Below are 22,528 nucleotides of genomic sequence, written 5' to 3'. Positions count from 1 at the left end.
TCCTCTTTTCATCTTAGAACTGCCGGACACTACGTTTTGGTTATCGATCCATTCCAATCGCAATTGCAATTTGTCCATAAAAGTGGGAGGTCTTATTTACCATACAACCGTTTTTTGCCGGATTTTTTCTTGCCACTTGTGACGATTTCGACACGAAAGCCCTTCCGGCTTTGCCGCACCGTGGCAGCAATAAATCCGAAAAATATTAATGACCATATTCCGCAAACCACAATTATTCCCAGTGGAATCCTTAAAGCTGCCGGCCACAGCAGGGGGCAGCTCAGGAGATAAAGTCCATAAATTATACCTGACAAAAATCTCCCTTCGAATGTCATGGGCGGGAAGTTCTTAACAATTAAAACAAGCTCTTTAGGCAGGAACAAATAGCTTAAACCTAAGGCTAATAAAAGTACAAAAAATAAGTTGAAAAAATACATTAATATAGAAGCTCCGGGAGAAATACGCTGTTGTGGATTGTCCGGATTATAACGGCTGTTATTAATGGAATAAAAGAGGCCAATTGCACTGGAACCCAGGCTAAGCAGCACTGCTGCCAGCACAAGCATTATGATTAAGTCAGTGGAAACACCTATGGCAAAACCAGTACCAACCAGCAAAGCTTCCATCAACAACAAAGTAGGAAGAACAGAAGCCAATAATTTTCCCCATACAACTGGCCACCCGGCAAGAGGAACACTATTTAATAGCCAATCAGATTCCCCCTCCCTGCCAAAAGATTGCAAAGCCATATTGCCGCTGAACATAATGGTGTACATAATTAGAACTGCTATAAGGGAGAAGTAACTGGATCCTCCGGGAAGAAAGAAGAATTTTCCCACAAAAAAAGTCATGAAAATCAAAGGAAGCATAAAGCCAAACCATTCCCGTGTGTCACGCTTCATAGAAAGCAAATCTTTCTTAGCCACTGCCCACATTCCCAACCAGCAAGATGCTGTATATGCAACTTCTGTATTAAGCAAATAAGAAATATTTTTCTGCCGGTGACTTTTTTTCAAATTCCCTAAGGCAGTCTGTATCTTACGACGCCCTCCGCCTTCTCCTTGGCTGAGAGAAATAAAACCTCGGCGGAATCCCCGTTCGACAAGAACAAAAGCTATCAAAAAAAGAAGCGTACCAACAAAAAGTATGAGCAGGCTCCACCCCAACCCGGAGAGGAAATTCCCTGAAATCCCCTCAAGTAAAGCGAGTGAACCCCATCCCCAGGGAAAAAAGTTCATGATGTCAAGCACCTGTTTTTGGCCTGCCAGCCAATTGACTATGTCTAACTCTCCCTGGCCTCTTAATAGCAAATTAGGAATTTGAAAAACAAATACAACCAGAACGCCTGCAAAAACCCCAATAAAGCCAATAGCTTCCTTACTCCTATGTGGCGGTACAATGCGCATCACCACAAGGTTAATTAGTTCCGCTACGGCTGTACCTATTACCCATAACCCGATGCTCACTAAGATAACTAAGATATAAAATAATGCTCCTGCTTGAAAGAGCAGCCCGTAGAAAAACCCCGGTAGAAATACTAACAAAATAGCTATCAATAAGTTACTGTTGAGAACCGATAGGGACTTTACAGCAAAAACGGCCTTGAAAGAAACCGGCAACATAAAAAGAAGCTCTAAATCATCGGACATATACAGGGCAGCAAAAGCTGCAGTAATGCCAAAAAAAATCTGAGCGCCTAAGCCAACCATAAATAACAGAGAGAGAAACCCTTGAGCAATTTGAGGAGGCATCGTTTTCAAAGCTCCATAGGCAAAAGATCCTAAGGAAGTTAGTATAGCAAACAACATAAGCAATAGTACAACTATTCCGATTAAAGCAGCCACTGGTCTATGTAGCATTTTATTCCATGTAACTAGCATCTGGTTTTTCAGCAACAGCTTAAAATCTTGTGCAAAAGATTGTCCCGGCGGTGGGTCCGTCAGAGGTGGAGGCAATACTATTTTCACTAGCTTTATCCCTCCTCCAGACTTTTTATTAATTCAACATTTTCGTGACCACCAGTAAGTTCCAGGAAGATATCTTCCAAGCTTTCTCCACCGTGCCCAACCTTCTGTCGCAGTTCCTTAGGGCTGCCCTGAGCAATCAGCAGACCGTCCTTGAGAATAGCGACACGGTGACACATTCTTTCAGCGATCTCCAGAATATGAGTGGAAATAAAAACTGCCACCCCCTGCTGGGCCATATTCTGTAGTATGTCTTTCAAAAGACGGGCGCTGGCAGGATCAAGACCTACAGTAGGCTCATCCAGAAGAATAACCCTGGGCTGGTGAATAATTGCCGATGCCAACACTACCTTCTGCCGCATACCATGGGAATAACCCTCCAATAACTCATCCGCCCGGTCTTTAAGTCCAAACATATCCAAAAGCTGTTCTGTTCTTTCTTTTGTGATATCCTTAGGCACTCTGTAAAGAGAGGAAATAAGATGTAAAAATTCCCGTGCAGAAAGCTTGCTGTATAATTTAGGCTGGTCGGGTACATAGGCCATCAATGACTTAGCTTGCATTGACTGTTTCCTAATGTCATATCCACATATGAATGCCTCTCCTTCACTAGGCTCCAGCAGTCCGGTTAACATTTTAATAGTGGTTGTTTTACCGGCACCGTTTGGTCCTAAAAAGCCGAATATTTCTCCGCTCTTGACCTCTAAATTTAAGCCTTTGACAACAGGAATAGACCCATACCATTTTTTTAGTTGAGTAGTCTTAATTAAAACACGTTCCACGAAAAATACTCCCTTCCTGCGTGATCAAGAGCTTATCAGATAAAGCTTGTTGTTTATCCACCACTATTCTTAGTTTAGCATAATCATATTCTAGGCTGGACAATTTGTCCATCACATTGTATAACTTTTCTTGTTTCAATATCATTGCTCCTTGAATAAGACAATTTATATAGTACCAGCAAAACTGCTTACCTGAAGAATAAGTCAAACGCTGGTCTAATAGTATCGTTCAGATAATAATACCACATTCCCCGATATTTTAGTAATTGGGGGTTTTACCATGCACATTTCCGCTAACAGGGTACAACCTTTTCTTTTTACGTTGTTCTTCTAAAAGTTCATTGAGTATTTCCCTGATTTGCATAAAATATCGGTTGTTATATGACTCATAAGAAACATTTCGTATTTCCAAAGGATCGGTTGTAATATTGTATATTTCATATTGGTCAGCTTGAGGTCTAATGGGAGTATCATTATAATTGCATGGATTGAATTTTCTTCTCACTGGTCCATTATAAACAAACTGATCTCTTCTGCCGGAAATGTTCCAAAAATGAGGGTTATCAAAGTAACGTGAGTACTTCCATATTTGCTTTGTTCCGCCCCTGCCGGTAGGAAGAGCCGCAATTACTGTCTCTATAGAATTAGGCTGAGCTACAGAATGATAAGGTACACCCGCAAAACTTATCTGGTTAAGACCTTTAGTAATGTTATCATCGGTCATAAAGTAAATTGCCTCACCGGCTTCTATAAAATCTGTCTTACTCTTCAGCAATGGCGAAAGATTTCTGCCAACAAGAGAATGAACCTCCGTATGGCTGTTAGCTAAAACTTTATGAATTGCCCCTGTATCCAGCCCGCTTATTCCTAACATTGTGGGCAGAATATCTACATGACTGGTCAGCATATCTGTAGATTCAGGTTTGTCAAAAAGAGTTGGGTTATGAATTATTAATGGTACATGGATTGATTCTTCATAAGCCTGATACCATTTTTGAAATAGACCATGGGCTCCAAGAAGCTCCCCATGATCGGAAGTGAAGATTATAATAGTATTATTATAAAAGGATGTTTCCCTGAGGGCATTAATAACCCTGCATATTTGGGTATCTGCTTCCATTTCCAGACTATAATAGAGCTGGCGATAGAACAAAGTATCCAGCAGCGGCTGAAAGGCATAAGCATAAATTCTTCTATAGCTGGATTGGGCACTTGGTTTAGTTAATAAGGACTCTGATGCCGTAGGTGCGGGTGAAATGTAGGGAACAGAGAGATTAACTTTAAAATTAAATTGCGGCAATGACCCGCTAATAGCCCCAAACAAGGCTATATCATGGGGATTTACAAAGGAGCACATTATAAGCCATGGCCTTGGCCGGCACTCGTCTGATTCGTTGTATTCTTTTTCTAATACTCTAATCAGTTCTACTGTATCCTGACTATACACCACATCTCTTCCGCTTAATCCGGCAGCCGCAGAAGAACCCGTATTCCTCGGGTTAACACCATGGGGCTCGGGCCCTATCCAACCGTTAAATCCAAAACTTGCAAGTACATTTGCATTAATATATAGCTTTTCATTATCCGGAATAGGTACACCATTTCCCTGATTATAAGAGAGAAATGGCTTATGGGTGCCGGGAACTAGAATATCTGCGGCAGAGGCATGCCATTTCCCCTTCCAGTAGGTTTGGTAACCTGCTGTCCTAAAATAATCTCCCATAGTTGGTACTGTATTGGGATTAAGCCAGAACATGTCTGGATCATATGCTCCCTTAGCAGCTCCGTCTGTTTGGCTGACACCATGAAGAGAGGGGTATTGCCCGGTATAAAGGGTGGCACGACTGGGACAACAGGCGGCACTTCCGGCATAATGATTCTTGAATTCAAATCCCCGGCTTTTTAAAAATTCTTGGGCTTTTAAACGAGTCTTTCTCCATACCTTTATTTCTTCGTTCTCATAGCTGACAGCATAACGCTGTTGATCTACTAAAATAACAAGAAAATTTGGTTTATGGCAAAGAGGCATTTCATGTATATGTTGATTCAATAATTTATTAGTCAAAACATAACCCCCTAAATTGTTCAATAGCATAATATGTAAATTAGTCACCAATTGATAAAAAAGAATAGAGCAATTTCTTTTAATTAAAACAAGCCTTCTGAAAAAATATCTTTTGTTTAGATATGCCATAATATGATACTGAACTTTAAGGGTATAATCATTGTGCAGTTACAAATTAACCTTGTGAAGTTTTTTATACTCTTTTAAAATTGAAAAAGTATACCAAACAGATGGTATACTTTTTCAGCGTGCCATGCAATTGTAAAAGTATTACATAAAACCAATATCGAGCAAGAAAACTCTTATTGCAGCCTATATATTTATGCAAATATGTTTTTCATGTAATTTTGTGGATGGGTTAGAGAGTATATGTACAAAAAATCACACATCCCCCGGTTTTACAATTCCATGTATTAATGGAGGCAGAAAAGGTTTTTGTGAACCTGAAATAAATGCCTCTTGAATAATTCTAATTATTTCCGCTTCCTTCTCAGGTCTATTTGTATACAAAACCGCCAGGGTATCCCCGGCAGATATTTTATCACCAATTTTTTTATGAAGAACTATTCCCGCCCTGAGATCCACTTCAGCATCTTTTGTTTCTCTGCCTGCCCCGGAGAGCATAGCCGCATTGCCAATCATTTCTGCGTGAATTCCTAAAATATAGCCATCACTGGATGCTTTGACACTTTTTATTAAGTCTGCCTTTGATAAAAGTTCCGGGTTATCAAAAACCTCAACCTGTCCACCCTGGGCAGATATAATGTCTTTAAATTTTTGCAGCGCTTTACCGTTTTTCAATAGCTCTAACAGCAATTGCCGCCCCTCTTTATCTGTTTTAACCTTCTTAGCCGCCAGAAGCATTTGGCTGCCCAGAGCCAGACAAAGTTCCTCCAGGTCAGACGGTCCCTTGCCCTGCAAGGTTAATATAGCCTCTTTGACCTCCAAGGCATTACCTACTGCATTACCTAAAGGTTGATCCATATCCGTTATCAAGGCCACTGTAGGCAGGTTTACCCTCTTTCCTATGGATACCATAGTGCGTGCCAGTTTAAAAGCATCTTCTGTTTCTCTCATAAAAGCTCCGCAACCGGTTTTTACATCCAGCACAATAGCATCCGCTCCGGCGGCAATTTTCTTACTCATTACACTGGAAGCTATTAGAGGGATACTGTCTACTGTTGCTGTAACATCCCTCAGAGCATAAAGTTTCTTATCCGCCGGGGCAAGCTGCCCGGTTTGAGCTACTACCGCGGCTTTAATGTTATTGACCTGAGAAATAAATTCCTCTGGATCAAGATTAACCCGAAATCCTGATATTGACTCTAATTTATCAATTGTCCCACCCGTATGTCCCAGGCCTCTCCCCGACATTTTGGCTACAGGAACTCCTGCAGCGGCAACCATTGGAATTAAGACCAATGTAGTTTTGTCTCCTACCCCTCCGGTGCTGTGTTTATCTACCTTCAGTCCCGGTATAGAAGACAGATCCGCCCGGTCACCTGAATTAGCCATTGCCAGAGTTAAGGCTGCTGTTTCCTCAGCATCCAAACCACGAAAAAATATTGCCATAAGCAGTGCTGCAGCCTGGTAATCCGGTATTTTATCCCTGCTGTACTGCTCAATGAAGAAATTAATCTCTTCTGCTGTCAATACCAGGCCGCGTCTTTTTTTCAGAATAATATCATACATTCTCATCTGACTGTGCTCCTTCTTTCCTTAACTCTTGCCAGAAGCTCTTTCCTTCAGGATATTTAATATCCCATAATTCCCCTAAAGTTGCTGCCATATCGCTAAAGCAAGCTCTTACCCCCAGATTGACCGATTTAATATCCTGTCCAAATACCAGCAGGGGAATAAATTCTCTGGTATGATCAGTACCTTTTGTAGTAGGATCACAACCATGATCAGCTGTGATAATCAAAATATCACTTTTACGCATTCTTGAAGTAATTTCCGGCAGCCGGCTGTCAAAAGCCTCCAGAGCAGCTGCATAGCCTTTAGGATCATTGCGGTGACCGTATTTTGAATCAAAATCTACCAGATTGGCAAAAATCAACCCGCTTGAATCTTCACCCAGCAAGTCAATAATCTTATCCACTCCGTCCATATTTCCTTCAATATGTATTGACCGGTTGATACCCTCGCCGGCAAATATATCATGAATCTTGCCAACTCCGGTAACAATTATTCCCTTTTCATTCAGTAAGTTCAAAATAGTCTTCCTGGGAGGCTTGAGCGAATAATCATGCCTGTTGGCTGTTCGTTCAAAACTACCCGGCTGGCCAATAAATGGTCTGGCTATAACCCTTCCTACAGCATGCTCGCCAGTCAACAAGTTTCTGGCAGTTTTACACATCCGATACAATTCATCAAGCCTGATTGTCTCTTCATGCGCAGCTATTTGAAACACGCTGTCCGCTGAAGTGTAAACAATAGGGTAACCGGTCTTCATGTGCTCTTCGCCCAACTCTTCAATAATTTCTGTACCGGAAGCAACTTTATTACCCAGAACAGGGCGACCAATAAGTCGCTCAAATTCATTGATAATTTCAGGCGGAAAACCTTGCGGGTAAACAGGAAAAGCTTTTTCCAGAATTAACCCTGCTAATTCCCAGTGTCCCGTGGTGGTATCTTTGCCTTTTGATTTTTCAGCCATTTTACCGTAAGCGCCAGAAGGTAACGCTGCGGGCAGAACGCCCTGAATATCAGCAATATTACCCAAACCCATGGCAGCTAAGTTAGGAAGATTCAGCCCATTGACAGCCTGCGCAATATTAGCCAGTGTATTGCTCCCGTTATCACCATAAAGCCCGGCATCAGACAATTCACCAATACCTACACTGTCTAATACTATTAATAATACTCTTCTGTGCAAAATAAATAACCTCCTGATATATTACTGGATAAGCTGGATAGATTATACTCAAGCCCTGGGGTGAGAGTTTTTATAGACTTCTTTTAATCTGGTTTTAGTCAAGTGTGTATAAATTTGAGTTGTAGATATATCCGCATGGCCCAGCATCTCTTGAACTGAACGCAAATCAGCACCGTTCTCTAATAAATGAGTTGCAAAAGAATGCCTCAGTGTATGAGGTGTTATAGGCTTATCTATTTTCCCCTGGCGACCGTATTTTTTTATAATTTTCCAAAAACCTTGCCTGGTTAACCTCTGTCCATGATGGTTTAAAAAAAGTGCATTTGTTGTCTGCGCTTTTTTGATTAGTTTTACTCTGCCTTTTTGCAAATATTCTTCGACAAAGGAAGCAGATAGACTGCCCAGCGGTACTATCCTTTCTTTGGAGCCTTTTCCATAACAGCGAATAAATTGTTCTGCTATACTGACATCCTCTAAATTTAAATCCACTAATTCAGAAACCCTGATACCAGTGGCATAGAGCAGTTCCAGCATTGCTTTATCGCGAATGCCGGCTGGTTGAGAGATTTTAGGCTGCATTAATAATAATTCCACTTCTGAGGTACTCAAAACATTAGGTAATTTTTGACTTAATTTGGGCGACTCCATACTTTCTGTTGGACTGAACTCCACTACCTGCTCACTGGTAAGAAAACGAAAAAATGATTTTAAGGCTGCCAATCTTCTGGAGATAGTTGCCGGTGACATAGCCTGCTGTTTTAAAAACATCATATACATTAAGATCGTGTTTTTACCGGCATCACTCCAGGATTTAATCTGCTTATCCTGGCAAAAGGACAAAAAATTTTGCAAATCCATTCTATATGCTGAAAGAGTATTTTCAGCCAGACCTCTTTCCACCGCCAAATAGTATATAAAATTGTCCAGCATGATTTGCATTAAACGTCCCCCCCGGTTCTAACTTTACATAAGTTTATGGAAAATATTACTTCCACATGAACCGGTGGAATTCCTCTAAAAATATAAACTACACATTAACTTTATGTGTAGTTACCAGGCCGCCTGTTCTATTTTATTTCTACTAAATCGTATTTTCTGCTGCCTAAACCTATTTCCTCATCATATCTTAGCTGATGTGACCAATCAATGCTGGGCCAAAGCGCCCTGAACTTATCTTTAACATCAACCTTACCTTCCAGGCGACTGCACCGATATCGCGGACAATGGGCGCGTCTGTCCAGTTAGTGCAGTCACAGTCAGGCGAGATATTGGTTACAAAATTGATATAGCCGGTATTGCCTCTCTCACCAAAATGAACCTGTGAAATTATAAATGTTTTACTTCGACCCCAAAATATTTTTTCCTGCATAAATTTAGCGTTATTTGCTTTTATAATAACCCTTAAATACTTCCACCATGTTATCAATAAAACCGGTTTCCCTTTGTGATTCGGTCTGTTCCACCCGCATAGGATTGCCATTTGGTTGATCCTCATTAAACCACTTGCCGTATATATGGGTGGATTGCAATAATTTCCAAAAATGGCCGGTTAGAATAACCAAAATAGCCAGGAATAATAATAATCTTAATCCAAGTAAGAGTTTTCGCTTAAGCCTGGATATTAATACAATAATCAAGCCCTACACCTTACCCTTCTCTATATTTGCTTATTTCAAGATAACTTTGCTAATATTTATTATATTTTACTCTATTGCCTTAAGTTATCATTCTCACAGCAAACTTGGTCAAAAAAGGTGTAACATAGGCTTCAATCAAACTCGAGCCCAAAGCCAAAGTCAGAATTGTCAGCATTAAGCCGTTATAACTTAGAAATACAGGCCATAATTTAATGCCGGTCCCAAAATTCCTTTTTAATAAAAGTATCGCAAAAGATAAGGAAGTTGCGCCCGCTGCCACCAGCGCCGGCAGGTATAGTAAATTTTGCGGTAATATAGAGCAAAAAGCAAGTATTATGCCGTGATACGCCTTTTCTTTGAGCAAAAAACTAACCGTAAAGCCCAGTATAAAACCCCGGCAAAATATTAGTGCCAGCATGATGGGCATACCTATTACCGTTAACCCCAAAAAATAAATTACTACTATAAGTAGTAAATCATTAAAAAAAGATAATTTTATCAAGTCAATGCTGCTGAAGTTTATAGTACCGACCTGTTTAATAAAATATTCCAGTAATTGTTGTATGGTCGCTGATTGCTCTCCCTGCATATTACAGGCAGCAATACTTCCCAGTGTTATTCCCAAACATAAAACAAGAAAAACTATACCATAAAACGGTATATTCATTTTAAAAAATGAATCATATGAAGTTTTTGGAGCTCTATACACAGAGCGCTACCCCCTCTGTCAAACTCGTCCATATGGTAAATACTATGCAGTTGCCTGCTAAATATACCATTGTTATGAAGAGAGGTATCAGAGAAGACAGCGGTTTTATTTATAACTGGGATAGCCTACACTCCGGCAGCATCCTTTTTTAACCTCTAAAGTCATTATCTAAAATTGCACGTACTATATATTCGGCTGCCAAAATATCCTCCAAAGAATTAGCGCTGGCGGCTACTACAGTTATACCTGTATTCAGTTCTTTGGCTATTTGAACAGCGCGTACTGCGCCGGCCCTAGCCGGGACAGCACCCTTTTTTTGTATCGTACGGGCCACCGTAGCAGTAAGAACAGCGGGCGCACCGGCAGAAAAGGCCGCGTCAAAAGCTACACCTCCCGTACTGGTAGCCGCAATTAACACACATCCTGTGAAATCAAAAAGCTTAACAGTTTCCGCTCCGAGATTCGGTAAAACTGCTCTTATTTCCGCTCCTGTATCTTCTAAACCGCGCATAACACCCTGCAAGCGGGATATTCTTTCCTGCTCCGAAGCAACTCTCGGTTCAGCGACAATTATAATACCCGTATTCTTGAGATTAGCCAGTTTACCGGCAGCTATAGCAACCTTTGCAGGATTCACAGCAACAGGGGGTTTGGCGTTATCGGGACTGGCGCCAAATACTGCAATGGCCCCGGCATCAATTGCCGCTTCGGCTGTCGTAGACATATCAATAACATCAACTATGACAACTACATTGCCCATGCGAGCACCTTCTACAGCACCGCTGGCATTAACTGTGTAGAAAACCCCGCCTGCCAAAAATAATACACCTTCTTCCAAAGTCATATTTCCCAAACTAATTAATATATTTATGAACAGATTCTTTAAATAATATAAATAAAACCATTAACGTATTGGAGGGACTGCTATGAGCAGCTTATATGTATTCAAAAATCGCATATATTTTACCGGCAAAATAAAGGACTTGAAGTTCTTTCTGGCTGAGCAAATGAAAAAACATTTAACAGTAAAAGAATTAATCAATTTCAATTTGCATTAGCCCTTTTTGCATGTTTCAACTGCCGCCATTGCGGCAGCACCGCAGGCCATAAAGAAAGCTGGATCTTCACTAAAGCCCCGGCCCATGGTTTTTACTCTTAGCCCGTATTTTTGCAAGACCTCTCCGGTGTGCGAGCTGTTATAGTATTTTATTACATGTTTTTTCCTGATGCCGGAGAGAAGTAATTGTTTCTCCAGCATGTCGTTTAAACGCTGCTCCAAATCAGGAAGAGCCACCAGACAGGGGGTTAAAGCTATTTTGCCTAGTGAGGTACAAGTATGATGACTTATACCCCTATGTCTTTCCCTGGCATCAGCAAAACTAATTCTGGGTATGGCTATAGGACTGCCGCCCAGAATATTAACAGCATTGATAATTTCACCTTGCTCAACACCGGTGAAACCAAATTCAGAACCGGTTCCGACAATCCCCGGGCCCATGGCGACAATAATAATATCGGCTCTCGCCACAGCCTTGGCCGCCAAGAGAGCTGTATATATATTTACAGCTTCATAATCACCGCCAAAAGCATGACCATAGGTAACAGTAGCTGACAAAATATTTTTTTGTTTTAATTCATGTACGGTTTGACTTAAAGGCATGGGCAGGGCAGCACCGTCAGTCATAATGAAAACAATATTTGCATTTCCTCCCGTTTCATGGCAGCAGACACTTGCCGCAACCGGGAGCATGCTGTGCAGCGTTCCTACTATTACAGGCGTTTGTTCCAGAGATTTTGTGTTATTGATTATTTCTGCATGAGGACTTTCAGCTTCCTCGACCGCCAGTACTTTCACCTGTGCCGGTGCATAGCGCATTTTCATTATATGTCCTGGCAACCGGGCATTTATTTCCGAATTATCGATATTGGCCATAATAAAATGGGTACCCCCGGTACCCAAATTTTTATGCACGGCAGTAGTATTTAAAATTACCCGGTCGCCTTTTTTTACGGTACCTGTCAAAAAATCATAGTTAACAGCTTTCTGCCTGACACCGGATATTTCTGTAAAAACCTCGGTATAACCTGGTCTTGAGGATAATACCTCAACTACAATACCCTGCCTGATTCTGATCACAGTATCAACACCTCAAAAAATAAAAATTATAAACTTAATTCACCGGCTGTTTTGATTATTTCCACTACATACCTGGCATTGTTAATCAGATCTTCAATTGCTATATATTCTTCTTTAGTATGTACTTTACGCATTCCAATACCAAGATTAGCTGTCTCAATACCCATATTATTAAATACATTGGCATCACTGCCGCCGCCTGTTTTTTCCAAGCGCGGGGTTAAACCCAGGTTTTGTGCGGCTTTTATCGCAATCTTTACTGACAGGCTATCTTCAGACAGATTAAAGCTGGTATACTCAGGCTCTACGTTAATGTCCGCTTTTGTATCAAATCTTTCAGCCGCCTGCTCTATAGCACGGCAAATAACCTTATTTTGCGCCTGTCTTTTTGAGACATCAAGACTTCTGGTTTCTCCTTCAATTTTCACTAAATCAGGAACAATGTTAGTTGCTTTACCACCGCAAATCACACCTATATTACAGGTAGTCTCTTCGTCAATCCGGCCCAAATTAAGCCCGGCTATAGCATTAGCCGCCACCAGTATAGCATTAATACCATCTTCCGGGTTTATACCTGCATGCGCTGCACGCCCGTGGATTTCAGCATAAATCTTATCCTGAGAGGGTGCCCTGGTAATAATGGTGCCGGGAGTCCCGTCGCTGTCCAGCACATACCCTATTTTTGCCTCCAGCAGACTGTAATCCAAATACTTGGCACCAAAAAGCCCGCCTTCCTCCCAAATAGTAAAGACGACTTCAATACCCCCGTGAGGAACATCGTTCTCTTTAACCTGCCTGATTGCTTCTAAAATAGCAGCAATACCGGCCTTATCATCCGAACCTAAGACGGTATCACTCTGGGAGCAGATGAAATTATCTTTAATAACAGGCTTTACTCCTATACCTGGTTCGACAGTATCCATGTGAGAACAAAGCATAATAACAGGGGCACTGCTGTTGTTGGCCGGGATTTTAGCAATTATATTGCCGGCATTGCCGCCGGCTTTTTCCCCGGCTGCATCCTCTGTCACACTTAATCCCAGGGAAATTAATTTATCCTTCAAATAGTCAGCGATTTGTCTTTCCCGGCCTGATAAGCTATCGATTTGCACCATTTGCAAAAACTCGTTAATCAAACGATCTCTGTTAACCAAAAATATCACCTTCCTTAATTACGCCCCAGGCGATCTAAATAATTTAACACTATATTCTTCTCAATGATTTTAGTTAAAGAATACTTCTCAGTTAACAAATGCAATACAATAAGACCTGTCAGCAAGTAAATTTTCAATTGCCAGGACAACAGCCAAACGGCAGTTAGACCCAAAGTTATCCCCAGTGCATTGGAACCACTGTCACCCATCATAACTTTAGCCTTTAAATCATATGGCAAATAGGCCAGAATTAAACCCAAAAAAATATATACAAACAGCATATCAGTTCTTGCCTGCCCGTAAGCAGCCAGCAGCAGAGCACCCAATAAAAAACCTTTGCCCGCTCTGCCAGGACGCAAATCCAAAAGATTTATAGCATTTATAGATAAACCCAGTATAAGCGTGTTTAATATTATATGATCATTTTGTCCCGGCAACAAACTTATAATCAGGGAGATAAAGCCTCCTCCCATAGCTTTTAAGCCGCCTGTTGTGATTTTGCCTCTAAACAAGGAAAGCAAATGACCTTTCAGTCCCGTTGTATCACGGGAACCCCAGTTATCATCAATTAAGCCCAGACAGGTTATAGAAGCTATACCGGCTAGAAAAATTACATACCTGAATCCCTCTTCGGCAGTTAGAAATGTTAAATTATGAGGTACTATGTTTAAAAAAAGAAGATTAAGAGTAATGACAAAAGATGAGCTGATTAAAAAAATAATTCCCACACCTACAGGAATATTCTCACCACGAAAATTGGGACGTACAAAGTTGGCAGTTGAAATCATATTAATTATAGGTTTTATTAAAACCAGTGTAATGATATAACCGATCAAAAAATTTAGGAACAAAAAAAGGCATTTTGTTTCTAATAGATGTGCCATTACAAAACACCTCAAGACAATTGTAAATTAATTACTTATCTTCTTAAAATACAAAAAGAACAGTTCTTTTAAAACGTCTTTAAATTGTTTGCCTCTATGTACAAAACCTTTCCAATTTCTGCCTGTCAAATCATGTGTCATTTGTACAGGCACCTCCATGACCTTGTAGCCCATACGGGCCACATTTATAGTTAGAGCCACCTCCACACCATAACCCGAAGCAAAGGGTAATATCTTGTTGAATACATCTTTAGTCATTGCCCGCTGCCCGGATAGAGGGGACTGCATCTCTAAACGAGTAAAATATTTAATACCTTTGTGAGCAAGCCCCTTGACCAGCCCGAAGCCTCCCTTATGCTTTATTCGGGGAAATTGAGCAATTGTCATGTCAGCCTGGTTAGCCAATACCGGCAAAACCAGTTTTCTGGCTTCTGCCGCCGTTAGGCCTAAATCAGCATCCAGCAAAACAATAATATCATCATTTTTAACCAACTCAGCCCCTAAATTAAGCGCCCCGCCTTTACCGGCATTTTGTTCAGAAACTATTAAAGTTACTCCTTCAGCACGCGCAAGTTCTACGGTCATATCCTGAGAGCCGTCATCCACAACTACTATTTTGTCTACTTCCGGTATAGACTTGACAGCCTGCAGAGTTGCAGTTATAAACCTATCCTCGTTATAAGCAGGTATTAAAACAGAAACTTTTTTATTTAGCTGCATTTTCGGCAACTCCTAAGGGGGGTAATAAGCTTTTAGCAGTTTCTTTTATCCCGTAATTACCAGGGCGACCCTGCATAGCCAGCACCAGGGCAAGCTGTCCCGGTATAGTATTTATATTATCTACAGTTGTAATATTCTTTTTTTGATAATCCTTCATATAAGAGTATACAATATCTGATTCTTCCACACCATAAATATTGATATTACTGTCAGAAAAATATTTAATGATAGGAAAATCTATATCAGCTAGTTTAACCGTCTGATTATCCTTACTGCCACCGATGATTATCACAGCATTAACCGGTAAACCGTATGTTCCCTCAATTTTTATAAATCCTTTTTCTACTAAGCTGTTAATTACATCAGTATTTTGCCCAAGCAATATGCCTTGTGCCACCGCCTGACTGAGCGATTGTACGATATTATGGCGATCTTCATCCGGTGTTATATTTAAAGTATCAGGTAATAGTTTATCATCAGAAATATCAAAATCATCCATAATATTAGTCACAGAATTTATTTTAGCCCCGGCAGTCTGCAACACTGTTTTAAGATTGTTAGGCAAGGCAAGGTTGTTGGTTTGTATAATGGCTATTTTTTGACCCAACAGACGATTTTCCACCAAAACAGGCAGGACATTTTCTCCAAACTCATTCAATATATGATTGTTGGTTTCCAGGTTATTAGATCTCATTTCAACCGCTTTATTCTGTTCCCTGAGCACCTGCATCTGCTGGTTCAAATTGTTTGTTAACTGTTTTTGGGTTTCCACTATGCTATTGCTGCCTAACATTGTACTGCCTATTAAAATACCGATTCCCAGAGCTAAAAAAACCGCTACCAGAGAAGCAATATGATATTTGAAATCTATAATCACTTGGGTTCTCCCCCTGTTATATCCCCAATATTAGCCGGAACTGAATATATAATAAACGCAGTAATTCTCTTGTGGTAGGAGAAATTACCAGAACAATAGTAAATGGCAGCAGTGCAGCCAGAATAATCTGCGCTAAATAGCGAACCTTAATATTACTTTTATAAAGCTGGCTGACACCTTTGGCATCAACTAATACAGAACCGACCTTTAATCTAACAAGAAATGTGCTGGACATTCCTTTTCGTCCTTTTTCTAAAAAATCATACATGTTGGAATGTGTTCCTACCGCTACTATTAAATCAGTACCTTTTTCATAAGCTAAAAGCATGGCTATATCTTCACTGGTTCCAGGAGCAGGAAAAACCAAGGCAGACAAACCCAATTCATTTAATCTCTCTAAACCGGGCGCCTTGCCGTTAGGGTAGGCATGTACTATTAATTCAGCCCCGCATCGCAGCATTTTGTCACTGATACTATCCATATCACCAATAATTACATCAGGTTGATAACCAAATTCCATTAAAGCATCTGCCCCGCCGTCAACCGCTACCAGAACAGGCTTAACTTCATTAATATAAGATGTTATGGCATTTAAATCTTCTTTATAGTTTTTCCCTCTAACAACAATCAGTGTATGCTTATTTTTAAAAACCGTTCTGGTCTCAGGTACTTCAACTTCACCAAGAATCATACCTACTTCATTTTGCGCATATTCAAGTGTGTTTTGTACAAACTTTGACAACACTCTGTTAATATGTTTTTGTGTTTCTAACATTTTTTCTTTTATATAATCTATACTTAATAACTTACCCTCAGCAATTAGCTCCCCGTTTAGCAATATCCGGTTCTCAACAATTTCAATTTCCTGTCCTTCAGAAATGGCTGACATGATTTCTTTACCTGCATTATCAATTAAATGCACGCCGGAACCTACCAGGACAAGCGGACCTGGATTAGGATAATCCTCACTTAATGAGTGTGAGGCATTAACTACAATACGTACCTTTGTTTCCAAAAGAGATTGGGCAGCCACTTCGTCAAGATCTTTGTGATCAATTATAGCAATATCGGATGATATTAGGCGTTTAACTAAATTTTTAGTTCTTTTATCAATCCTAGCTATACCTTTATAATACATTTAGGCAGCCCCCGATATTATTTCATTTAATCATTCTACATCAATTCAATAATAGGAGTCAAGATAATTTGTGTAATTATACAGTAGTTACTCAAACTTCCTAATATTATTTCATTGATAAATACTGACCAAATTTTTGCCCCATAAAATAAAAACACCTACAGTCTAGGGCAACTATACTGTAGGTGTTTTTTGTCTTTATCAACTCACTTTAGCTTCAATTCTCAACTTATCCGCTACCATAGCTATGAATTCTGAATTAGTCGGTTTACCTCTGTCCAGATTAATGGTATACCCGAAATATTTGGTCATCATTTCTACATTCCCACGATCCCAAGCCAGCTCTATGGCATGGCGGATAGCTCTTTCAACCCTGCTTGGAGTAGTATGGTATTTTTCAGCAATCATTGGATAGAGTTCTTTAGTTACCGCACCCAGCAGGTTAACCTCATTAATTACCATTAAAATTGCATCGCGAAGGTAATGATATCCTTTAATATGAGCAGGTACTCCCATTTCATGAATAATATTGGTTACTGCTACATCAAGATTTTTAGGCTTGGACACAGAAATATATTGATTTACAGTAATACCATCGGATAACTGCCTCACTCTGGTAGCCAGCACGGAAAAATCAAAAGGTTTAAGCACATAATAATCTGCTCCCAATTCAACTGCTCTTTGTGTAACAGACTCCTGTCCAAAAGCAGTGAGCATGATTACTTTTGGTCGCTTGGATACAATACCGGAAGCTAGTTTTTCTAATACGCCTATGCCATCTAAATGAGGCATGATAATATCCAAAATTGCAATATCTGGTTTATGTTCTTTAATGATATCAATTGCTTCTAAACCATTGTACGCAATTCCGCAAATTTCCAGGTCATCTTGTTTACTAAAAAAATCTTTCATTAGTTCACAAAATTCCCTATTATCATCTGCTATTAGAAGCTTTATGGCCTTTCTCATCATAATCACTATACACCCCCAGATTTTTTATATAAGGTATTTATATCCAAAATTATTCGACGGCTAGCCTACAAACTCCTGCTTAATTACAAATAAAATTTAAATAATGGTAATATTTCTTTTTATTTACAACCAGACGTATAAAACTTCTTCTTAACTTGCCTTTAAACCGCCCTCTTTTTCACTGTCCGGAATTAGTTCGGCATCTTTTAACATCCATTCTGCTAGGACTCCATATCCTCTGGTCGGATCATTTACAAAGACATGGGTTATCGCAAAGATCCATACCTGCTTTTGAGGGACTAAATAATGTTATTACCGCTCTTACAATATGGAATAAGTGAGGAGAAACAAAAAAATGACAGTTATAAACCCAATAAAACCAGCTATCTCAGATAAAAAATATCTTTATTGTATACAGAATTGAATAATCGGGAATACCTATAATACGGATATACCGCTTATACAAGGAATTAGGTGGTGAGAATATTGAAAGCTGTGGTCTTTGTTCGAATAGAAGAAGGTCAACAGGGAACAGAAATGATACAAGTACAGCTATTAAATGCTTTAACTTCAAAACCTGGAGTAAATATTGTTGGTTATTGTTTTAAATCAGGATTAATTCCTGTGAATGAAATATTACCGATAATTCAAAAAGAGGTTAAATATTCCTTCGATACGATTTTTATCTATAACAAAGATATTATATCATTAAACATAAAGGATGTCTTTATGTTTGTTTCTGAATGTTCAAGCAAAGGAATATCGGTATATACTGTTGTAGACGGCAATTTGACTGAATTTGTTATGTCATTAATGGAAGCTAAAGTTGAACAAGAAAAAAAAGATTTATCAAAAGTTACTGTAGATAGAATGGCAATGGCTGCAATTAAAGGTCAATTGCTTGGAGGACGTGTAACTTTCGGTTATCGTAAACGTTTAGATGGAAAAGCCGAGATTAACCCTGAATTAGTTAATATAGTCAGAGAAATATTTCAGTTATTTGCAGATGATTGCAGTATAACCACTATTACAAGGGTCTTATCGGATAAATATGGCCTTTGTTATAAAGATTCTACCAAAGGACGCTGGAGGCAAAATAAGGTATTAAGAATTTTGGAGAACCCTATTTACAACGGTTTTCCGGCATGGGGAAAGACTACACAAAAAAACGGCAAATTAATTCATTTACCCAAAGATAAATGGATAATTTCTGAAACAAGAATTGATGAATTAGTTATTATTGAAGACGATTTATGGAATAAGGTTCAGAAGAAGCTTCAAGAAAAGAATCATAGCAAACAAATAAAATCATAATATCCTTGATTTTATAGGCGTTTTAGTATTTTTTGTAGGTATAAAAAAATACGGGATTTTAAGACAAACCCGCATGATCTTGCCCACACGTCAATGAAAATGTTTCATAGCTCTAGAAGTTTCAAAAGGATACGATAATAAAAAAAGGAACACCAATTTACATGCTTCAAGCATAATTTACGGGGTATTGTGGCGCAACCATTCTCTCCCTTTCTTATCTTCTATGTTTGGTTGCCCGTTATTTCCTCGAAGGATGGCCTTGCTTTGCTATTGCTTTCTTTAACCCCGAAACCTTTTTTCCTCGTCAACCAAACACTTAACCTTTTAAAGTTACCTGATCTTATCTCCGTGTCGACAGAACCTCTACCGTTTACCTAAGCATGTAGGTATTCCACAGCCAATTAATTTTCACACCAATCCCTTATAGGTAGGCTAAAAACGTATACTTGGCATTTATAAGAGTGGTGACAAAGGGGAATTTCAATCCCTCATAGGTAGGCTAAAAACTTCAATATTAGGGAGGATGTGTAGCTGTATGGATCAGGATTTCAATCCCTCATAGGTAGGCTAAAAACGTACCCGGTTATGGCTTCGTTGAATACCAGTCAGACATTTCAATCCCTCATAGGTAGGCTAAAAACTACGCAAGGCAAATCTTTGAATTGCATGTTAAAGGATTTCAATCCCTCATAGGTAGGCTAAAAACCCACAAGAAGGATAATATCTGCTACATAGTCCGGGGATTTCAATCCCTCATAGGTAGGCTAAAAACTGCACTTCTTCCGGCAGGAGTTGAACAAACTTGCTTAATTTCAATCCCTCATAGGTAGGCTAAAAACCTTATCCGTCCCTGATAGTAGTGCTGCCGCATCTGGTATTTCAATCCCTCATAGGTAGGCTAAAAACTCTGCCTAAATTAAAAACACTCTTACTTAATTCAGTATTTCAATCCCTCATAGGTAGGCTAAAAACCTCCTACTCTCTTGGATGAGAGTAGGATGGAAAAATATTTCAATCCCTCATAGGTAGGCTAAAAACGATTACTGGCAATCAGTGGATGCAAGTTAGCAAGAATTTCAATCCCTCATAGGTAGGCTAAAAACCAAAAATAGAAGCCACCGTTCGCCCGGGAAAACCAGATTTCAATCCCTCATAGGTAGGCTAAAAACTATTATTAGCCCTTCTATCTGAAAAGAAAATCCACCATTTCAATCCCTCATAGGTAGGCTAAAAACTTTTTACATTAGTCTTAAAGTTAATCGGAAATTTTTATTTCAATCCCTCATAGGTAGGCTAAAAACCTTTATAATTTTTCTCCCGCAACCTCTTAATATCACTATATTTCAATCCCTCATAGGTAGGCTAAAAACTAAAGTAGTTTAAATTAAAACTTTATTCAAAATTAGTATTTCAATCCCTCATAGGTAGGCTAAAAACGTGATGATTACACCGAAAGCGAATCCTGAGAAATTAGATTTCAATCCCTCATAGGTAGGCTAAAAACTATCAATGATCATTATGATACAATGAGCATAAAAGAAAATTTCAATCCCTCATAGGTAGGCTAAAAACAAGGTACAATGGCCGACGGTTCACGCTTTGACGAATATTTCAATCCCTCATAGGTAGGCTAAAAACCCCACTAAAACCTTAGAATATCTACTTTTAAGTCTACATCAAATAAACAGTTAAAACAAGTATTATACTTAGCATTATCATTAAAAGTTAGATATATTAGTGTCTAAAGGCCACAAAACAATATCGTCTATCTGCCGGAAAAATTACACTACCGGGGATCGACGACAATACTCAGCAATGAGTTGGATTTGTGATATTTGGGATGGGCCGAGTATACTTGCTCCCGTTAAAAATAAAAAACGGCGTTTAAGACTGATAGCAGTAATTGACAGTTATACCTTTGGTATTATTTAATCTGAATTTTATTTTAATGAAAACTGGCCTTGTATGGGAGATGCGCTGTTTAAAGCCATTTTAAAATACGTATTCCGGAACGTTTTTATTATAATAATGCTAAAATATTTCAATCAAATCACTTAAACGTATTACCACAGATTTTGGATTTAGAACTCAGCATAATCAACCGTATAAACCCAGGACGAAAAAGGATAGAAAGAACTGTAAAACATGAATCAGTAGGTTTAGGGATGGGATTTGGGGTAGATTAGAACTAATGAAGATAGTTTGGAAAAATGAAGGAATTTTTATAAACTCGTTGAAAAATTATTAGGAAATATAAAACAAGGGGGAGTTAATATAAATAGAATAAACATCATTACTTTAGGTGTCAGAGATATTGATAAATCTCTTAGATTTTATAGGGATGGTTTGGGATTTCAGACATCAGTTAATGAGGATAGTCCGGCTATTGTTTTTTTCAATAATTCAGGAACGAAATTAGCTTTATATCCATTAGAAGGGTTGGCTAAAGATATAAACGAAGAAGAACCGCCTAATGGACGAGGATTTTCAGGTATTACTCTTGCTTATAACGCTAAATCAATTGAAGAGGTTGATGAAATTATAAAAAAAGCTGAAGAAGCCGGAGGAATAGTTGAGAAATCACCTCGACGTGTTTTCTGGGGAGGATATAGCGGGTATTTTTCAGACCCTGATGGCTATTACTGGGAAGTTGCGTATTGGGAAAATTGGCATTTTGATGAAAACGATATGTTGATTATTAAATAAGATATTCCAGTATAACTATAAATTTATTTTGTTATTACCCAAGTTTGGCGACATAATTTGCCAAATGCAGATATGACAAGGGCTTGAGCCCTATAAGTTTTAGAGTGTTGTCCCTACAACCAACACTCCGCTGCTTTTAGAACTGGTTCGACACACTTTTTATCAATAACAACCTCACATTTTAACGCATATAGAATCTCCTCTATTTGAGCTGAAGGTTGCGTAATACTCAACCAAGAACGATTTGTTTGTTGAATGGCAATACGGTTAACCAGGCATTCCCTTAAGATACCAATAACCTCTTCAGTAGAATAAGCTGGCTCATTTTCCTTTAATTGGTACTCTATATCATTGAAAATGAAGTACGCTAATACACAAATTATTACATGTGACATAACTCTGCGTTCCCGTGTAAGGTAAATTGGTCTTAAATCAAGATGATCTTTAATTTCATGGAATGCTTCTTCAACTTTGTTTTTACGACGATACCATTGAATAATATCAATTGCTGTATGTGTTGTAACATCCAAATTGGTTATAAAGCATGTAATACCATGAATTCTTTGCTCATTTTTTTGTGCCACGGTATTA

Annotated in this window: 20 protein-coding genes, 2 pseudogenes and 1 CRISPR repeat array; of the genes and pseudogenes, 3 read left to right on the top strand and 19 right to left on the bottom strand. The window is 39.1% G+C overall.

All coding sequences use genetic code 11. The annotated features are described in order from the left end of the window. Window positions 1-92: 92 nt before the first annotated feature. The 10 genes from DTOX_RS10135 to DTOX_RS10090 all read right to left on the bottom strand — a co-directional run bounded on the left by DTOX_RS10135 (window position 93) and on the right by DTOX_RS10090 (window position 10,795). Complete coding sequence (locus DTOX_RS10135) at window positions 93-1,967, bottom strand: putative ABC transporter permease subunit (protein ID WP_015757591.1); 1,875 nt, start codon at window positions 1,965-1,967, stop codon at window positions 93-95. Between the two features lie 5 nt (window positions 1,968-1,972). After that, window positions 1,973-2,746 (bottom strand): ABC transporter ATP-binding protein, encoded by a 774-nt coding sequence (locus tag DTOX_RS10130; RefSeq protein WP_015757590.1) that lies wholly within the window; start codon window positions 2,744-2,746, stop codon window positions 1,973-1,975. Then, window positions 2,727-2,885 (bottom strand): hypothetical protein, encoded by a 159-nt coding sequence (locus tag DTOX_RS22960; protein WP_015757589.1) that lies wholly within the window; start codon window positions 2,883-2,885, stop codon window positions 2,727-2,729. Before DTOX_RS22960 ends, DTOX_RS10130 begins: the two co-directional genes overlap by 20 nt. 120 nt (window positions 2,886-3,005) lie before the next feature. Beyond that, window positions 3,006-4,811, bottom strand: a complete 1,806-nt coding sequence (locus tag DTOX_RS10125; protein ID WP_015757588.1) for a sulfatase family protein — start codon at window positions 4,809-4,811, stop codon at window positions 3,006-3,008. Window positions 4,812-5,192: 381 nt separating this feature from the next. Next, the gene (locus DTOX_RS10120) at window positions 5,193-6,509 is read right to left on the bottom strand and encodes a pyrimidine-nucleoside phosphorylase (protein WP_015757587.1); all 1,317 of its coding nucleotides are present in this window, start codon (window positions 6,507-6,509) and stop codon (window positions 5,193-5,195) included. Beyond that, on the bottom strand, window positions 6,496-7,689 hold the full coding sequence (locus DTOX_RS10115; RefSeq protein ID WP_015757586.1) for a phosphopentomutase: 1,194 nt from the start codon (window positions 7,687-7,689) through the stop codon (window positions 6,496-6,498). Before DTOX_RS10115 ends, DTOX_RS10120 begins: the two co-directional genes overlap by 14 nt. Before the next feature lie 48 nt (window positions 7,690-7,737). Next, complete coding sequence (gene xerD, locus DTOX_RS10110; protein WP_015757585.1) at window positions 7,738-8,628, bottom strand: site-specific tyrosine recombinase XerD; 891 nt, start codon at window positions 8,626-8,628, stop codon at window positions 7,738-7,740. A gap of 440 nt (window positions 8,629-9,068) precedes the next feature. Next, the gene (locus DTOX_RS10100) at window positions 9,069-9,326 is read right to left on the bottom strand and encodes a hypothetical protein (RefSeq protein WP_042315677.1); all 258 of its coding nucleotides are present in this window, start codon (window positions 9,324-9,326) and stop codon (window positions 9,069-9,071) included. Between the two features lie 79 nt (window positions 9,327-9,405). Then, window positions 9,406-10,035 carry a stage II sporulation protein M gene (gene spoIIM, locus DTOX_RS10095; RefSeq protein WP_015757583.1) on the bottom strand — a complete coding sequence of 210 codons (630 nt, stop codon included), beginning with the start codon at window positions 10,033-10,035 and terminating at the stop codon, window positions 9,406-9,408. 148 nt (window positions 10,036-10,183) lie between these two features. Next, the gene (locus tag DTOX_RS10090) at window positions 10,184-10,795 is read right to left on the bottom strand and encodes a hypothetical protein (protein WP_422698405.1); all 612 of its coding nucleotides are present in this window, start codon (window positions 10,793-10,795) and stop codon (window positions 10,184-10,186) included. Window positions 10,796-10,961: 166 nt separating this feature from the next. Here DTOX_RS10090 and DTOX_RS24810 point away from each other — a divergent pair, with 166 nt between their 5' ends. Further along, window positions 10,962-11,093, top strand: coding sequence for a hypothetical protein (locus DTOX_RS24810; RefSeq protein ID WP_015757581.1), 132 nt, complete (start codon window positions 10,962-10,964; stop codon window positions 11,091-11,093). Here DTOX_RS24810 and DTOX_RS10085 read toward each other — a convergent pair. The 8 genes and pseudogenes from DTOX_RS10085 to DTOX_RS22190 all read right to left on the bottom strand — a co-directional run. Further along, the gene (locus DTOX_RS10085; protein ID WP_015757580.1) at window positions 11,090-12,172 is read right to left on the bottom strand and encodes a DUF3866 family protein; all 1,083 of its coding nucleotides are present in this window, start codon (window positions 12,170-12,172) and stop codon (window positions 11,090-11,092) included. The genes DTOX_RS24810 and DTOX_RS10085 overlap by 4 nt on opposite strands. A gap of 26 nt (window positions 12,173-12,198) precedes the next feature. Next, entirely contained in the window at window positions 12,199-13,326 is a 1,128-nt protein-coding gene (locus tag DTOX_RS10080; RefSeq protein WP_015757579.1) for a M20/M25/M40 family metallo-hydrolase, read from the bottom strand. 14 nt (window positions 13,327-13,340) lie between these two features. Further along, window positions 13,341-14,210 carry an MraY family glycosyltransferase gene (locus DTOX_RS10075; protein WP_015757578.1) on the bottom strand — a complete coding sequence of 290 codons (870 nt, stop codon included), beginning with the start codon at window positions 14,208-14,210 and terminating at the stop codon, window positions 13,341-13,343. 27 nt (window positions 14,211-14,237) lie between these two features. After that, entirely contained in the window at window positions 14,238-14,930 is a 693-nt protein-coding gene (locus tag DTOX_RS10070) for a glycosyltransferase family 2 protein (RefSeq protein ID WP_015757577.1), read from the bottom strand. Beyond that, window positions 14,917-15,807 carry a copper transporter gene (locus DTOX_RS10065; RefSeq protein WP_015757576.1) on the bottom strand — a complete coding sequence of 297 codons (891 nt, stop codon included), beginning with the start codon at window positions 15,805-15,807 and terminating at the stop codon, window positions 14,917-14,919. The genes DTOX_RS10070 and DTOX_RS10065 overlap by 14 nt, the downstream gene beginning before the upstream one ends. 16 nt (window positions 15,808-15,823) lie before the next feature. After that, on the bottom strand, window positions 15,824-16,945 hold the full coding sequence (gene steA, locus DTOX_RS10060) for a putative cytokinetic ring protein SteA (protein ID WP_015757575.1): 1,122 nt from the start codon (window positions 16,943-16,945) through the stop codon (window positions 15,824-15,826). Window positions 16,946-17,146: 201 nt separating this feature from the next. Continuing rightward, the gene (gene spo0A / locus DTOX_RS10055) at window positions 17,147-17,917 is read right to left on the bottom strand and encodes a sporulation transcription factor Spo0A (protein WP_042317062.1); all 771 of its coding nucleotides are present in this window, start codon (window positions 17,915-17,917) and stop codon (window positions 17,147-17,149) included. A gap of 150 nt (window positions 17,918-18,067) precedes the next feature. Further along, window positions 18,068-18,199: pseudogene (locus DTOX_RS22190) on the bottom strand (SpoIVB peptidase S55 domain-containing protein); the annotation flags it as partial. Window positions 18,200-18,412: 213 nt separating this feature from the next. On the opposite strand from DTOX_RS22190, the gene DTOX_RS10050 reads away from it, so the two are divergent. Both DTOX_RS10050 and DTOX_RS10045 read left to right on the top strand, forming a co-directional pair. Beyond that, window positions 18,413-19,231, top strand: a complete 819-nt coding sequence (locus tag DTOX_RS10050; RefSeq protein ID WP_242652616.1) for a recombinase family protein — start codon at window positions 18,413-18,415, stop codon at window positions 19,229-19,231. Between the two features lie 410 nt (window positions 19,232-19,641). Further along, window positions 19,642-20,869: a CRISPR direct-repeat array (repeat unit 30 nt; unit sequence ATTTCAATCCCTCATAGGTAGGCTAAAAAC). A 615-nt stretch (window positions 20,870-21,484) separates the two neighbouring features. Beyond that, window positions 21,485-21,937: a VOC family protein gene (locus tag DTOX_RS10045; RefSeq protein ID WP_479690840.1), complete on the top strand. Its 453-nt coding sequence runs from the start codon at window positions 21,485-21,487 to the stop codon at window positions 21,935-21,937. Window positions 21,938-22,050: 113 nt separating this feature from the next. On the opposite strand, the pseudogene DTOX_RS10040 reads toward DTOX_RS10045, so the two are convergent. Beyond that, a pseudogene (locus tag DTOX_RS10040) lies at window positions 22,051-22,527 on the bottom strand (transposase); the annotation flags it as partial. Between the last annotated feature and the right edge of the window lies 1 nt (window position 22,528).

The organism is Desulfofarcimen acetoxidans DSM 771 (assembly GCF_000024205.1).
GTDB classification, from domain to species: Bacteria; Bacillota; Desulfotomaculia; order Desulfotomaculales; family Desulfofarciminaceae; genus Desulfofarcimen; species Desulfofarcimen acetoxidans.
The sequence above is the reverse complement of the archived record's forward strand: the minus strand, read 5'-3'. Positions and strand labels throughout refer to the sequence as shown.

Coding starts and splice junctions, on each gene's coding strand:
- DTOX_RS10090 (WP_422698405.1), bottom strand. CDS start 10,795: ATGGGCAATGTAGTTGTCATAGTTGATGTTATTGATATGTCTACGACA.
- spo0A (WP_042317062.1), bottom strand. CDS start 17,917: ATGATGAGAAAGGCCATAAAGCTTCTAATAGCAGATGATAATAGGGAA.
- DTOX_RS10070 (WP_015757577.1), bottom strand. CDS start 14,930: ATGCAGCTAAATAAAAAAGTTTCTGTTTTAATACCTGCTTATAACGAG.
- DTOX_RS10075 (WP_015757578.1), bottom strand. CDS start 14,210: ATGGCACATCTATTAGAAACAAAATGCCTTTTTTTGTTCCTAAATTTT.
- DTOX_RS24810 (WP_015757581.1), top strand. CDS start 10,962: ATGAGCAGCTTATATGTATTCAAAAATCGCATATATTTTACCGGCAAA.
- xerD (WP_015757585.1), bottom strand. CDS start 8,628: ATGCAAATCATGCTGGACAATTTTATATACTATTTGGCGGTGGAAAGA.
- steA (WP_015757575.1), bottom strand. CDS start 16,945: ATGTATTATAAAGGTATAGCTAGGATTGATAAAAGAACTAAAAATTTA.
- DTOX_RS10120 (WP_015757587.1), bottom strand. CDS start 6,509: ATGAGAATGTATGATATTATTCTGAAAAAAAGACGCGGCCTGGTATTG.